General features: G+C 65.3%; 13 protein-coding genes. 8 read left to right on the top strand and 5 right to left on the bottom strand.

Features of this window, described 5'->3' with window-relative positions:
• Positions 1-183: 183 nt before the first annotated feature.
• Entirely contained in the window at positions 184-2,253 is a 2,070-nt protein-coding gene (locus C8D03_RS15565) for an autotransporter outer membrane beta-barrel domain-containing protein (RefSeq protein ID WP_248308491.1), read from the bottom strand.
• 45 nt (positions 2,254-2,298) lie between these two features.
• On the opposite strand from C8D03_RS15565, the gene C8D03_RS26855 reads away from it, so the two are divergent.
• Positions 2,299-2,955 carry a hypothetical protein gene (locus tag C8D03_RS26855; protein ID WP_248308490.1) on the top strand — a complete coding sequence of 219 codons (657 nt, stop codon included), beginning with the start codon at positions 2,299-2,301 and terminating at the stop codon, positions 2,953-2,955.
• A gap of 179 nt (positions 2,956-3,134) precedes the next feature.
• Here the strand turns inward: C8D03_RS26855 and C8D03_RS27170 are convergent, their stop codons facing one another.
• From C8D03_RS27170 to C8D03_RS15545, 4 genes are all read right to left on the bottom strand, one after another.
• A complete protein-coding gene (locus tag C8D03_RS27170; protein WP_108047473.1) occupies positions 3,135-3,488 on the bottom strand; it encodes a universal stress protein in 354 nt (117 codons plus the stop codon).
• On the bottom strand, positions 3,452-5,017 hold the full coding sequence (gene tnpC, locus C8D03_RS15555) for an IS66 family transposase (RefSeq protein WP_108046501.1): 1,566 nt from the start codon (positions 5,015-5,017) through the stop codon (positions 3,452-3,454). Before tnpC ends, C8D03_RS27170 begins: the two co-directional genes overlap by 37 nt.
• 68 nt (positions 5,018-5,085) lie before the next feature.
• Positions 5,086-5,439: an IS66 family insertion sequence element accessory protein TnpB gene (tnpB, locus tag C8D03_RS15550; RefSeq protein WP_108046502.1), complete on the bottom strand. Its 354-nt coding sequence runs from the start codon at positions 5,437-5,439 to the stop codon at positions 5,086-5,088.
• The gene (locus tag C8D03_RS15545; RefSeq protein ID WP_282568616.1) at positions 5,436-5,849 is read right to left on the bottom strand and encodes a transposase; all 414 of its coding nucleotides are present in this window, start codon (positions 5,847-5,849) and stop codon (positions 5,436-5,438) included. The genes tnpB and C8D03_RS15545 overlap by 4 nt, the downstream gene beginning before the upstream one ends.
• A 795-nt stretch (positions 5,850-6,644) precedes the next feature.
• Between C8D03_RS15545 and C8D03_RS15535 the strand changes: the two genes are divergently transcribed.
• Genes C8D03_RS15535 through mnhG form a run of 7 tightly spaced genes read left to right on the top strand, consistent with a single transcriptional unit; the run spans position 6,645 to position 13,220 of the window.
• Positions 6,645-7,160: a GreA/GreB family elongation factor gene (locus C8D03_RS15535; protein WP_146170189.1), complete on the top strand. Its 516-nt coding sequence runs from the start codon at positions 6,645-6,647 to the stop codon at positions 7,158-7,160.
• Positions 7,157-10,066, top strand: a complete 2,910-nt coding sequence (locus C8D03_RS15530; protein ID WP_108047467.1) for a monovalent cation/H+ antiporter subunit A — start codon at positions 7,157-7,159, stop codon at positions 10,064-10,066. The genes C8D03_RS15535 and C8D03_RS15530 overlap by 4 nt, the downstream gene beginning before the upstream one ends.
• Complete coding sequence (locus tag C8D03_RS15525) at positions 10,057-10,398, top strand: Na+/H+ antiporter subunit C (RefSeq protein WP_108047465.1); 342 nt, start codon at positions 10,057-10,059, stop codon at positions 10,396-10,398. Before C8D03_RS15530 ends, C8D03_RS15525 begins: the two co-directional genes overlap by 10 nt.
• Positions 10,398-12,032 carry a monovalent cation/H+ antiporter subunit D gene (locus tag C8D03_RS15520; protein WP_108047463.1) on the top strand — a complete coding sequence of 545 codons (1,635 nt, stop codon included), beginning with the start codon at positions 10,398-10,400 and terminating at the stop codon, positions 12,030-12,032. The genes C8D03_RS15525 and C8D03_RS15520 overlap by 1 nt, the downstream gene beginning before the upstream one ends.
• Positions 12,029-12,514: a Na+/H+ antiporter subunit E gene (locus tag C8D03_RS15515; RefSeq protein ID WP_108047461.1), complete on the top strand. Its 486-nt coding sequence runs from the start codon at positions 12,029-12,031 to the stop codon at positions 12,512-12,514. The genes C8D03_RS15520 and C8D03_RS15515 overlap by 4 nt, the downstream gene beginning before the upstream one ends.
• Positions 12,511-12,792: a K+/H+ antiporter subunit F gene (locus C8D03_RS15510; RefSeq protein WP_108047459.1), complete on the top strand. Its 282-nt coding sequence runs from the start codon at positions 12,511-12,513 to the stop codon at positions 12,790-12,792. Before C8D03_RS15515 ends, C8D03_RS15510 begins: the two co-directional genes overlap by 4 nt.
• Complete coding sequence (gene mnhG / locus C8D03_RS15505) at positions 12,789-13,220, top strand: monovalent cation/H(+) antiporter subunit G (RefSeq protein ID WP_108047457.1); 432 nt, start codon at positions 12,789-12,791, stop codon at positions 13,218-13,220. Before C8D03_RS15510 ends, mnhG begins: the two co-directional genes overlap by 4 nt.
• The last annotated feature ends 78 nt before the right edge of the window (positions 13,221-13,298 follow it).

The raw sequence follows: 13,298 nt of genomic DNA, 5'->3' as shown, positions 1-13,298 counted from the left end.
CAGATCCCCCGCCCCACGGGGTCAAACTTGCACGCCGAAACACAAACGACGGCAGTGACCGCCTGATGGATTGCTGCACGGGTCCCAAACGCGACATCTCCAGACATCGCTATCTTTGCGTCCACTCGACGCCTGAAGTTGGCTGGCTAGCCCTTGCGCCATCCGGGGTTCAGCGCGGCTGGCTCACCAAGTGTAGCGGAGCACGGCCTTGCCGCCATAGCTGCGGCTGCGCTGCGTGAACTCGCCCTCGAAAGCCGCGGCCAGAGCGAGGCCATTTTTCCATTTCAGCTCGGCGCCAGCGCTGCTGCGTAGGCCGTTCCGATCCCGGTTTGCGCCGCTGACTAGGAAGCTCGCTCCCGGCAAAGCCTGGAAGCTCGCGGTCGCAGTCGCGCGGCCGGTTTCGAAATTGCGAGCCCAGGCGAGGCCGCCCGTGAGCGTGATCGCGAAACCGGCCACGGCGAATGTGGTGTCTGCGCGCAGGCCGATCTCGCCGCGCCGGTCGACTGCATCGCGCCCTGCATAGCTCAACGCAAAAAGCCCCGGCCCCGACATCACCCGCTCGGCATAGCCCGGCAGGGCCGAGACGACGAACTGCGCCGCGGCGAAGGGCGTCAAACCCAGTGACGGCGCTCCGAAGCGATAGCCGCTCTCGATGCGCCCCGACAGGCTGTGAACGTCGAACTTCGATCGCAGCCGGTCGACGCCCGCGACGCTGCGGTCCTGCGTGATGCCCTGCCAGCCATAGGCTGCGGCCGCCGCGGCATAGGCCTGGCCGATATGGTGGCGAATGAAGACGCCGAGTTGGGCAAGGTCAGAGTGTCCAGTGCCAAGGCCCCGGGTGCTGAAGTCCGTTGCCCCGCCAGCCAGCGCAAAACCGGCGACGGTGGAGGGCGAGACGCGGTAATCGGCACCTGCGGCCAGGCCATATACGCTGTTGGAGGACGCGGCCACACCCTGGCTTGCCTGGCCGGAATGGCTCTGGCGCCCGCCGAAGCCGCTGCCCCAGACGCTCCAGCGCCAGGCATCGGGATCGGCGGCGAGCCGCGGCAGCGCGACCGCCTTGCCGCCCGATGAACTATAGGCGGCGTAGCTGGCGGGGGCGGATGCGATCGGCGTGCCACGCCCATACATCGACGTCGGCATGATGGCGCCGGTGAACTGGCTCATCGCATCGAAACTGTTCTGCTGCGTCGTGGCCGCAGGCTCGCCGGCCGCCTCAGACAGCGTCTGCGGCGTCAGCGTTCCATAGGCGAGTGGAATGGAGCCGTTCGCGTTGAAATAGGCCGTCAGAGCGTTGGCAGCGCTGGTCTGGTTGGGGTTCAGGTTGCGGTTGGGAACAGCCTCGGACGCCGGCGGCGAAACGGGGGTCGGAGCAGAGGGGGTTGAAGTCGGCGCGGGCGTGAAATCCAGCGTCAGATCGAGATAGGCGTTGTTGGGATCATAACTGAGGCCTGTCTTGAAGGCCGCCGGCAGGTTGACGTTGGTCAGCGTGCCGAACGTGCCGCTGACGCCGCCGGTCGCGGTCAGGATGGTGTATTGCCGTGCGACATAGCTGCCATTGGCGAAGGTCGCCTGCACGGTCGCGCCGCCGAGCACCGCCGTGCCGGTGACGGTGACGCGGTCGGCGGTCGCGGGAGAAACCTCGACGGCATAGGTCGCAGCCGCAGTGAAGGCGAGGTTTCCGGCAACGCTTAGCGTGCCGATCGAGTTGCCTGGAGCCAGCGTCCCGCCGCTGATCGTCGTTGCACCCACCGTGCCCGAGCCGCCGAGCACGCCGCCGGCATTGACCGTGAGGGTACTGAAGCTCGAGACATCGCCATCGACCGCGAGCGTGCCGGCATCGACGACGCCCACTCCCGTGAAGCTGCTGGTCCCGGTCAGCGTCCAGATCGAGGCGCCGTCTTTCGAAAAGCCGGTAAAGCCGCGATACTGGCCCGCCGACCCCAACGTGGACACATCGAACGTGCCGTCCGCCGTCCCGCCTAGCGCCAGGGCGCTCATGCCGCTGGCGAAGACATAGCCGACGACGTTGGCACCGGCGCGCAACTCCAGCCGGTTGACCGCCCCGCCCAGCGTAATCGCGCTGGCGCGTGTCACGCCGTCTCCGGACAATCCGCCGGTGACGACCGCGCCGCTGCCGAGGGTGAGAGCGACGCTGTCGTTCGCCACGATGCCGACGCCGCCTGCGCCATAGTACCCGCTAGAACTCTGGTTTAAGCCTGCGCCGCGCACGCCGCCCGCGCCGCCGCTCACAGCCGCATCGACGCTGAACGACCCGACTCCCGCGAAGAGAGCGCCATGACCACCGCTGCCGCCGTTGCCGCCGCGGGCCAGGAGGTTGCTGGTGTTGGCGCCGCCATTGCCGCCATTACCACCGGTGGCCGCGAAGTCGATCGTGCCGCTGCCTCCGGTCACAACGGTGCCGTAACCGCCGGCGCCGCCGCCGCCGCCGCCACGATTGACGGCGGTGGCCGCGCCGCCATTGCCGCCGTTGCCGCCTGTTGTCGCCAGCGTCGGGGATCCTGCTCCGACGAAACCGTGCGCGCCACCGCCGCCGCCGCCGCCGCCGCCGGCTGCGGAGGTACTGGCGACGCCAGCGCCATTGCCGCCAATTCCGCCAACCGCGTCCGCACCGCCCGCCCCGCCGGCAACTATGCCTGCACCGCCAGCGCCGCCCGTTGCTCCCGCGCCCCCGCCACCGCCGCCGTTGAAGGTACTCGCATTTCCGGTCCCGCCGACCACGGTCGCGCTGTCGACCCCGCCCACGCCACCCGAGGTGCGGCCGCCCCGGCCGCCATCGGCGAGGGCAGGCTCGGACAACTGAGCCGCAAACAGCAGGAGCGCCATACGCAGACATGGCGACACGCGCATGCTGATCTGGCGCCGTTTGCGCGAAACGTGAGGGAGACGATCGGCCAAATCTGTGCGGTGTTTAGGCATGATGCCCTTGTCTGACGTCTTTTGATCGGGCAAGCAAATGCGCTGGGCGGGGGGCACCATGACGCATGGGGGCGGTGCTGGCTGCAGCCGTAACAACCGTCCTGCGCTTACTCGCTTATTCCTACGCTCAGGTGTGAGATCTGTTTAGGGGCCGAACCTTGGCCTGCTGCCGGTTCTGTGGACGGTGTGTTAAGCTAATCCCACCTTCTTTTCGAACTCGGCCGGGCTGAGATAGCCGATGGTCGAGTGCCTGCGGATCGTCTTGTAGAACCGCTCAATGTAGTCGACACGAGTATAGGGAAGCGGCTACGGCGGACCACACGCTCTGCGGTCGTCCCCGCGAACACGTCCCGAAAGCGACTGCGGTGCGGCCCCAGGACGACCAGATCGGCTTCGAACTCGTGTGCAGCGGTCAAAATCCCATTGAACACATCGTCCACGACAACGCTAAAAGTGGCCGGCACACCGTCGGCGTCTCGCGTTGTCCGAACGTAAGCGCCCTGCCGGGGCCCTACGGATTTGGGGTTGAGGTTTTCCGGAAGCGCCATGGCATGAGATCTTCGACGGCGCTTTGTGGGTGGCCGTTGATGACGGCGTCGAGGGTTTCAGCGAGATAGGCGACGGGATTGACGTCGTTGAGCTTGCATGTGGCGACGAGGGACGAGAGCAGTGCCCAGTTTTCGGCGCCGACCTCGTGGCCGGCGAACAGAGCATTTTTTCGGGTCAGGCAGACGGGCCTGATCGCGTTTTCAACCGGGTTGGTGTCGAGCTCGAGGCGGCCATCGTCAAGGAAGCGGGTGAGCCCCTCCCAGTGGGCGAGCCCGTAGCGGATGTCTTCGGCCAGCCTGGAGCCGGAGGAGATCAGCGACAGTTGCTTCTCGAACCACGGTTTCAGGGCGGTGATGATCGGCGTGGAATGCTCCCGCCGGGCGGCAAGCCGCAGTTGCGGCGAGACACCGCGAACCGTTGCCTCGATGGCATAGAGCGCCGCGATCTGGCGTATCGCCGCCTCGGCGATCGGCGATTTGGTGTTGCGCGCCAGCTTGACGAAGCGTCGGCGCAGATGAGCCCAGCAATGGACGAGCCTCCATGGCCCCTGCGGCCTCTCCAGGCGCGTCAGCCGATCGTAGCCCTCATAGGCGTCGACCTGCAGGAACTGCCCGCGGAAGCCCTGAAGGAAGCGTTCGGCATGCTCGCCACTGCGTCCCGGCGCATAGTGGAACAGCACGATGGGCGGGCCCTGGCCGCCATGGCCGCGGTCATCGGAAGCGATCGCCCAGAAGAAGCCCTTCCTGACCTTGCCGCGTCCGGGATCGAGCACCGGTGCGGTGGTCTCGTCCATGAACAGACGACCCGCCGCGGCCAGATGCCAGCGCATGCGCTCGGCGATGGGCTTGAGATGGAAGCAGGCCCGGCCGGCCCAGTTGCCCAGTGTCGCGCGATCGAGCCGGATGCCCTGGCGCGCATAGATCTCGGCCTGCCGATAGAACGGCAGGTGATCGCCGAACTTGGCGACGATGACCTGGGCGATCAGCGCCTCGGTCGGCAGGCCGCCCGGCACCACATGCTCGGGAGCATGGGCCTGCACGACCGCGCCCGAGCAGCGGCGGCAAGCATATTTCGGGCGGCGGGTGACCAGCACGCGCAACTGCGCCGGCACCACGTCCAGCCGCTCGCTGACGTCCTCGCCGATCCTGGACATCTCGCCGCAGCCGCACGGACACAGCCTGCTCTGCGGCTCGATGATCCGCTCCACCCGCGGCAGATGGGCCGGCAGGTGACCGCGGTTGCGCCGGTGAGAAGCACAGGCGCCGTCCGGGCGGCCCTCGATGATCCGCTGCGCCTTCTCATGGGCGGCATCGAGCACGCCCTGGGCGATTTCGACGTCCTCCAGCGGTAGATGGTATTGCTCGCCGGAGAGCTTCTCGGATCGGGAGCCGAACTTCTCGCGCTGGAGGTCGCTGACGATGCTCTCCAGCCGCCGCCGCGCTTCCTCGGACTGAGCCAGGGCCTCTTGCGTCTGCGCCAGCTCGGCCTTCAGACGCTCGACCTCACCATGGAGAACTGCGACGTTCATCCACTATTTCGAGCACGGATCCGCCGTCTGCGCCATGCCTGGCACGGACCTGAGTCAGTCTGCCGCACTCACCCGGCGAGCTGCGGACGCCGAACTCTCTCAGGCCGAACCAAGCGCCAATCCAGCCCCTCGAACAACGCCGCAAACATCGCCGGTGACAGTCTCATCACGCCGTCGCGAACCTGCGGCCACACGAACTTCGAGCCCTCCAGGCGCTTGTGCACCAGCACCAGCCCGGTGCGATCCCAGACTAAAATCTTGATCCGGTCGGCCCTTTTGGCGCGGAAGACGAAGGCCGCGCCACTATAGGGATCAAGGCCGAGGACCTCCTGCGCCGCCGCGGCCAGCCCGTCGAGGCCGCGCCGGAAGTCGACAGGTCGCGTCGCCATGTAGATCTTCAGATCGGCGCCCGGCGCAATCATCGCGAGGCCCGCACCGCACGGATCACCTGCGCCAACCGCTCGACCTCGACCGTCGTGCGGATCACCATGCCGTCGATCACGATCTCAACCTTCGCCAGCGTCGATTTCGGCGGCTTCGTCGGCGGTCGGGGCGACGGCGCTTCTTCCACCAGCAGCGGCGCGAACAGCGGCTCCCGGCTCTCCGGAAGGGCCAACTGTCCCTGACGAAGGCGACGCCGCCAATCATAAACCTGCCAGCGCGTCGCGCCATGCTTGCGGGCAACCGCCGTCACCTGCGACCCCGGCATCAGGCTCTCCGCCGCGATCCGCGCCTTCTCCGACGCCGAGCGAACCCGCCGACCCGTCGGACCCTCAACAACCTCAAGTCGGCCTACGTAGCCAGGTGTCGAGACGTCCAAATGGACGTCCATTTTGCCGTCCGCTCCCACCCAAGCCCTCCGTCTCTCGCGATCAGAGGACTCTTGGCACATTCACCTCCCGCCCCACACGAGGGGACCGGCGTGGCGCTTACGTCCGAACCGTATCTTCCATCGTTGAAATAGCTGCCGATTGGTGCGCCTCGATTATCCGATAAGGGATATCGCCATCCTCCACGTCACGAGCGATAAGGACGAGCCCAACCGTTTGGCGACGAGCGTGGCGCGCAGAAGCGCTCGGTCCGATCTTGTCGAAACATCGGTTGCAACCAGGATGCGCCTTAGGGATTCACCGTTCTCAACCGCAAGCGTCATCGGAACCTCGAGCGTCCACTTGTGTCACCGTTGAGGCGTCGAAGGCAACAAGCCCCCTGGAAGCCAACTCGCCCCCCGACTGGATCACCGGTCGATGAACGACGCTCGACGCCACAAACTAAGTCTTGCCGGAAAGATAGGTAAAAATCAAAGAACAACAAGTGGCCCCAAGAAAGGAAAGATTTATTATTTCCCGAGATAGGGAAAATGTACCCATCTATATAGCGTCCTCGTTAGCCCCTCATTGCTTTTTCGAGCGACCTTGACTTCCTGCGAAGGTTGATCCAACTTCAAAATATGAAACGTTGCACTCTCCCCATCGGATGGTCGGCCCCATGACGGGCAACTAACCGCGGCCCAGCGGTGTACGGCTCGGTCGCGGACGAGAATTAACGGCGCGGACCAGCGAGTGCAGATCGCACCCAACAGCCATCAATAGATCGCGGTCCTTCTGGCAATTAGTGGAGGATAGTCATGTCTAGCATGCTGGACCTGCCAGTCGCCGTGCTTCCCGTAGACCATTACGAGCGCCTGCAAGCCCTGGCGCAGTTGCTCTTCGAGCAGATGCATCCGCTCGCGTCCTCGCTTTCCCGCAAACTGAGCCGCTCGGAGTGGCGCGAACCGGAAGATGTTCCGGAACACACGGTCTTGCTGGACCGGTTCGTCACTTACCGGATCGAGGGTTCAGGGCAGCCGGAGCGGCGGCTCTTGATCGATCCGGCCGATGGAATGTGGCCGCCCACGGAACTATCCGTGATCACACCTCTCGGCATCACGGTGCTCGGGCTGTCCGTGGGCGATCGGTCGCCCATGATCGGAGCCGACGTTCGCGAGCCGCCCTGGGCCGAAATCGTGGCGGTCGGTCCTATGGCGACGCGCGGGATCGCCCGATGGCGGGCTCCATCAAACGGGATGACCAACCGCTCGCTGTTGGCGGATCACCATCGATGGCCTAAGAACGGGCGACGCCTCGCAGCCAAAGGAGAATGATGGAGCCTTCCCCGGTACTGCTGATCCTCGTCCTTCCCTTCGTTAGCAGCCTGGCCGTGGTCCTATTCCCGGGGGGCTCCCGCGAACCAGCGACCTGGATCACCGGGGTCACCATGCTGGCCTGCCTGGTCCTGGCGGTTTCGCTCTATCCAGCGGTGAGCAGCGGCGATGCCGTCCAGTTCCGGATCGACTGGATACCTGCTCTCGGACTTAATTTCACCCTGAGGATGGACGGTTTCGCCTGGATCTTCGCGGTCCTCGTCAGCGGTATCGGACTCCTGGTTGTCATCTACGCCAGATACTACATCTCCGCCGAAGATCCAGTCCGCCGTTTCTATCTGTTCTTCCTGGCATTCACCGGATCGATGCTGGGGGTGGTCCTCTCGGGCAATCTGATCCTTCTGGTCGTGTTTTGGGAACTGACCAGCATTTTCTCATTCCTGCTAATCGGTTATTGGCACCATACTCAACCAGCGCGCGACGGCGCCCGCATGGCCATGACCATAACGGGCATGGGAGGCCTCGCTCTGCTAGGCGGAGTGCTGATCGTCGGTCATATCGTTGGAAGCTACGACCTCGACGACGTCCTCCGGTCAGGCAACCTTATCCGTTCGCATGAGCTATACGTCCCGGCGCTTGTGCTGATACTCCTCGGCACGCTCACGAAAAGCGCGCAGTTTCCCTTTCATTTCTGGCTACCCAACGCCATGGCGGCGCCAACGCCCGTGTCGGCGTTCCTGCATTCGGCCACCATGGTGAAGGCTGGCGTGTTCCTCATGGCGCGGCTTTGGCCGGTGCTCTCCGGTACGCCCGAATGGTTCATGATCCTGGGCATTGCGGGAATGGCGTCGTTCGTGCTCGGCGCGTACCTCGCCATGTTCCAGCATGACCTGAAGGGGCTCCTTGCCTACTCGACGATCAGCCATCTGGGTCTGATCACGCTACTGCTCAGCCTCGGGAGCCCGCTCGCGGCCGTGGCGGCCATTTTCCACATGCTCAATCATGCAACCTTCAAGGCATCGCTGTTCATGGCGGCCGGGATCATCGACCACGAGACGGGCACGCGCGACCTGCGGCGGCTCTCAGGCCTGTTCCGCTACATGCCGATCACGGGCACACTCGCCATGGTGGCAAGCGCCGCCATGGCGGGCATTCCGCTGCTGAACGGCTTCCTGTCGAAGGAGATGTTCTTCGCGGAAGCCGTGGAGACCCACGCCGATTCCTGGCTGGACACCGCCGCACCCTACGCGGCCGTGCTCGGTAGCGCCCTCGCCGTCACCTATTCGCTGCGGCTGATCCATTCGATCTTCCTGGGAGCGCCGCCCGAGAGCTTTCCCCGCGAGCCCCACGAGCCGCCGTTCTGGATGCGGTTCCCGGTCATGTTCCTGGTCATCGCCTGCCTCGTCGTCGGGATAGTACCCGCCCTGACCATCGGTCCGTTCCTTCACGTCGCGGTTACGTCCGTGCTCGGCGCTGCCACGCCGCCATACAGCCTGGCGGTCTGGCACGGCTTCAACGTTCCCCTGGCGATGAGCGTGGTCGCGCTGGCCGCTGGCGCGCTTCTGTATCTCGTCGCCGGCGATTACCTCGAACGCTCCGAGCGTCCGCCGCTTCTTGGCCGGATCAAGGGCCAGCGCATCTTTGAGCGGTTCATGGTCGCGATTTCGTGGCGATGGGCGCATCTGGTCGAGGACGTCTTCGGCACCAGGCGTCTTCAGCCTCAGATGCGCCTGCTGGTGGCGGCCGCAGTCGCCGCAGGTGCCGTCCCGCTGATCGCTTCAGGCCTCTCCTTCGGTGCCTTCGGCAATGGAGCGACGGATTTCGCTTTCACGGGCCTTTGGTGCGTCGGCATGACCTGCGCGGTCGCCGCCGCCTATCAGGCCAAGTTCCACCGCCTTGCGGCACTCGTCCTGCTTGGGGGGACGGGGCTCGTGACCTGCGTGACCTTCGTCTGGCTCTCCGCGCCGGACCTTGCGGCAACCCAGCTCGTCGTCGAGATCGTGACGACCGTGCTCATCCTGCTCGGCCTGCGGTGGCTGCCCAAGCGCTCTGAGGACGTGCCGGAACCGAGCGGCTGGCTCCCGCGGCTGCGCCGCTTCCGGGACCTCGCCATCGCCGTCGTTGCGGGTATGGGAATGACGGCGATCTCCTACGCGGTGATGACGCGCACGCCACCCGACACGATCGCGAAATTCTTCGTCGAGAAGGCCTACAGCGAAGGTGGCGGCCGCAACATCGTCAACGTCATTCTCGTCGACTTCCGCGGTTTCGATACGCTCGGCGAAATCACGGTGCTCGGCATCGTGGCGCTGACCGTCTTCGCGCTGCTGCGGCGTTTCCGCCCCGCGCCGGACAGCATCGAGCGGCCCGAGCAGCAGCTCATCCAGCGGTCCAATGACGAGGCCGAGCCGGAGATGGAGGCAGGAGCGACGAAGGCGGAATACCTCTACGTGCCGTCCGTGATCATGCAGTGGATGTTCCCGGTCGTCATCGTCCTGGCGGCCTATCTCTTCCTGCGTGGACATGACGCTCCGGGAGGGGGCTTTGCGGCCGGCGTCGCGATGGCGGCGGGCTTCATCCTCCAATACATGGCGGCGGGCACGGTCTGGGTCGAGGACAGGTTGCGCATCCGTCCGGTTGCCTGGATCGGTGGCGGCCTGCTGCTGGCGGCGTTCACCGGTGCTGCCTCGATGCTCCTGGGAGATTCCTTCCTCACCTCGTATTTCCGGTACGTAGAGCTGCCGCTCGTCGGGAAGATCCCTATGGCGAGCGCGACCCTGTTCGACCTCGGCGTATTCAGCCTCGTGGTGGGGGCCACGGTGCTAATGCTGATCGCCATCGCCCACCAATCCGTCCGCCGCCTGCGCGCGGCCCGCCTCGAGGAGGAGCGCCGGCGATGGAATTGACGCTTGCAATCGCCATCGGCGTTCTCACCGGATCGGGTGTCTGGCTGGTCCTGCGTCCGCGCACCTATCAGCTCGTCATCGGCCTGTCGCTGCTCTCCTATGCGGTGAACCTCTTCATCTTCAGCATGGGTCGGCTACGCGTCGGCGCAGCCCCCGTGCTGGAACCCGGCGGCGCGGGGAACCCGGCGGATTATGCCGACCCGATTCCGCAGGCGCTCGTGCTCACGGCGATCGTGATCGGTTTCGCCACGACCGCCCTCCTCCTGGTCGTGCTGCTCGTCGCCCGCGGGCTGACGCGGAACGATCATGTCGACGGGAGAGAGTCGAGCTAATGGAGTGGACGAGACACCTTCTCATCGTTCCGGTCCTGCTCCCGCTGATCACAGGGGCCGCTCTCCTGTTGATCGACGAGTTGCGCCACACGCTGAAGGCGCTGCTCAGCGTTGCGTCAACCTTGCTGCTCCTTATGACGGCGATCGCTCTGGTGCGTTTGGCGGACGGGGCTCCTGGCGCAGGCGCGGCCCTGTCCTCATCCTATGCCGTCGCCAACTGGCCCGCGCCGTTCGCCATCGTGCTCGTGCTCGATCGACTGTCGGCACTGATGCTTGCACTCACTGCCGTGCTGGCAGTCACGTCGCTCGTGTTCTCGACCGCGCGCTGGCACCGGGCCGGGCCGCATTTCCACACGCTCTTCCAGTGCATGCTCATGGGGCTCGGAGGCGCGTTCCTGACGGGGGATCTGTTCAATCTCTTCGTCTTCTTCGAGGTCACGCTGGCAGCGTCCTATGGCCTGCTGCTGCATGGTTCCGGCGCGTTCCGGGTTCGCGCCGGGCTCCACTATATCGCGATCAACCTGGCCGCATCGCTGCTCTTCCTCATCGGCGTCAGCCTGATCTATGGAACCGCCGGAACGCTGAACATGGCCGACCTCGCCGTCCGTCTGCCGGCAGTGCCCGCCGAGGACCAGGCGCTGCTTCGCGCCGGCGTCGCGATCCTCGGCACCGCCTTCCTGGTCAAGGCCGGGATGTGGCCGCTCTGCTTCTGGCTTCCTTCCGCCTATATGGCGGCGGCGGCCCCGGTTGCCGCGATCTTCGTCGTGCTGACCAAGGTTGGCACCTACGTGCTGCTGCGGCTCACGCTCCTGCTCTTCGGCCCCGAGACGGGTGATGCGGCGGGCTTCGGCGGTATGGTCCTGCTGTGGGGCGGCATGGGGACGATCGCCTTTGCGACATTCGGGGTGCTCGCGTCCCAGGCGATGGGCAGGCTCGCCGGCTACAGCGTGCTCATCTCCTCGGGGACCTTGCTCGCGGCCGTCGGGATTGGCAACGCGACGGTCGTGTCCGGTGCCTTGTTCTACCTCGTCAGTTCGACCCTCAGCGTCGCGGCCTTCTTCATGCTGATCGAGTTGGTGGAGCGGGCACGCGAACCAGCCGCGGACCTGCTGGCCGTCACCATGGAGGCGTATGGCGACGAGACCGACGAGAGTGAGGAACATGAGGACGAGGAGGTCGGCGTGGCCATGCCGGGGGCGCTCGCCGTACTCGGCGTCTCGTTCGGATGCGTCGCGCTCCTGCTTGCGGGCCTGCCGCCGCTGTCGGGGTTCATCGCCAAGTTCGCCATGTTGACGGGGATGCTGAACCCGGACGGGCTCGGCTCACCAGCGACGATCCCGGGTCGCATCTGGCTGTTGGTCGCGCTGGTCATCCTGTCCGGTCTCGCGGCGCTGGTTGCCATGATGCGCAGCGGCATCCGGATCTTCTGGGCGCCGCTCGAGGTCATCGTTCCGCGCGTGCTCGTGGTCGAGGTCGCGCCGATCGTCGTGCTGCTGGCGCTCTGCATGTTCCTTGCGGTCCAGGGCGGCGCGATGCTCAGCTATACAGAGGCTGCGGCGCATGCGCTGCATTCCCCATCGACCTATATCCAGAGCGTACTGGGGGCGGGCTACTTGCCGGGCGTGTCCCGATGAGCCGCGCGCTGCCCTATCCGCTCCTGACCGCGGCGCTGCTGCTGATGTGGCTGTTGCTCACCTCCTTCTCGACCGGGCAGTTCCTCGTCGGTGCCGCGATCGCGATCGGAGCTTCCCACGCGATGGCGGCGCTTCAGCCATCCAAGCCCCGGCTGAGGCGTTGGCAGCTCCTTCCCAAGCTTCTGGGCATCGTCATGCTGGACATCCTCCAGTCGAACATTGCCGTTGCCAGGATCATCATCCAGGGAGATCGTCGTGATCGGGTCGCGGGCTTCGTCGCCATACCGCTCGACCTGCGCGACAAGACGGGCCTGGCCCTGCTGTCGTGCATCGTCACCAGCACGCCCGGGACGGCCTGGGTCGAGTACGCCCCTGATTCTGGTGTCCTTCTGATCCATGTGCTCGACCTCGTCGACGAGGCTGACTGGGTCTCCCTGATCAAGAACCGCTATGAGGCGCTGCTTATGGGGATATTCGAATGACGGCCGCAATCCTCCTGTGGTCGGTGATGGCCGCTCAGGCGATGCTCGTCGCTGCCATGGGGTGCAGCGCCTACAGGCTCATGCGGGGATCCCGCGCGCAGGATCGGGTACTTTGCCTGGACGCCATGTACGTCAGTGCGATGCTTCTGGTGCTGACGATCGGTATTCGCACCGGAAGTGCGATCTATTTCGAGGCGGCCTTGATCATCAGCGTGCTCGGTTTCGTCTCGAGCGTCGCCCTCGCCAAATTTCTCATGCGCGGCGAGGTGATCGAATGACCCACGCCGCGAACCTCTCCGCCTGGGCGGCGCTGCTGACCGCCTTCCTGGTCCTCCTCGGCGCCGGGCTGACGCTGCTGGGAGCGATCGGAACATTGCGTTTCCGCAGATTCTTCGAGCGGGTCCATGCACCGACGCTCGGCACGAGCTGGGGGACCGGCGCGATCTTGCTTGCGTCGATTGTCTGCTTCTCGGCGCTGGGATCGCGACCGATCCTGCATGAGTTCATGATCGGTGCGTTCATCACCGTCACGACACCGGTCACGCTCATGCTGCTCGCTCGTGCGGCCCTCTATCGAGATCGGGTTGAAGGAAATGTGGACGTGCCTCCGCGAGCGCTGTTGCGGCGTCGGAGCGCGGGAGTTGAAGAACCCGCGCTCGGAGATATGATGGCGACGCGACCCGACTCAATAGGGCCCGAGGCCTAGAATTTGCGCCCGCGAGCAAGCTATTCAAAAAACAGAGCCAATAAGTATGAAAACGCGAAGAGCATTATTACAAGAACG

Origin of the sequence: Bosea sp. 124 (genome assembly GCF_003046175.1) — a bacterium.
Lineage (GTDB): Bacteria > Pseudomonadota > Alphaproteobacteria > Rhizobiales > Beijerinckiaceae > Allobosea.
Note: the sequence above shows the minus strand (reverse complement) of the source record. Positions and strands in the feature narration are given on the sequence as shown.

Bases quoted from the DNA above. Each gene is read 5' to 3' on its own strand.
- tnpC (WP_108046501.1), bottom strand. From the start codon at position 5,017: ATGAACGTCGCAGTTCTCCATGGTGAGGTCGAGCGTCTGAAGGCCGAG.
- mnhG (WP_108047457.1), top strand. From the start codon at position 12,789: ATGACCCACGCCGCGAACCTCTCCGCCTGGGCGGCGCTGCTGACCGCC.
- C8D03_RS15510 (WP_108047459.1), top strand. From the start codon at position 12,511: ATGACGGCCGCAATCCTCCTGTGGTCGGTGATGGCCGCTCAGGCGATG.
- C8D03_RS15515 (WP_108047461.1), top strand. From the start codon at position 12,029: ATGAGCCGCGCGCTGCCCTATCCGCTCCTGACCGCGGCGCTGCTGCTG.
- C8D03_RS15530 (WP_108047467.1), top strand. From the start codon at position 7,157: ATGATGGAGCCTTCCCCGGTACTGCTGATCCTCGTCCTTCCCTTCGTT.
- C8D03_RS26855 (WP_248308490.1), top strand. From the start codon at position 2,299: ATGACCACCGCTGCCGCCGTTGCCGCCGCGGGCCAGGAGGTTGCTGGT.
- C8D03_RS15520 (WP_108047463.1), top strand. From the start codon at position 10,398: ATGGAGTGGACGAGACACCTTCTCATCGTTCCGGTCCTGCTCCCGCTG.
- C8D03_RS15535 (WP_146170189.1), top strand. From the start codon at position 6,645: ATGTCTAGCATGCTGGACCTGCCAGTCGCCGTGCTTCCCGTAGACCAT.
- tnpB (WP_108046502.1), bottom strand. From the start codon at position 5,439: ATGATTGCGCCGGGCGCCGATCTGAAGATCTACATGGCGACGCGACCT.
- C8D03_RS27170 (WP_108047473.1), bottom strand. From the start codon at position 3,488: ATGGCGCTTCCGGAAAACCTCAACCCCAAATCCGTAGGGCCCCGGCAG.
- C8D03_RS15545 (WP_282568616.1), bottom strand. From the start codon at position 5,849: ATGGACGTCCATTTGGACGTCTCGACACCTGGCTACGTAGGCCGACTT.
- C8D03_RS15525 (WP_108047465.1), top strand. From the start codon at position 10,057: ATGGAATTGACGCTTGCAATCGCCATCGGCGTTCTCACCGGATCGGGT.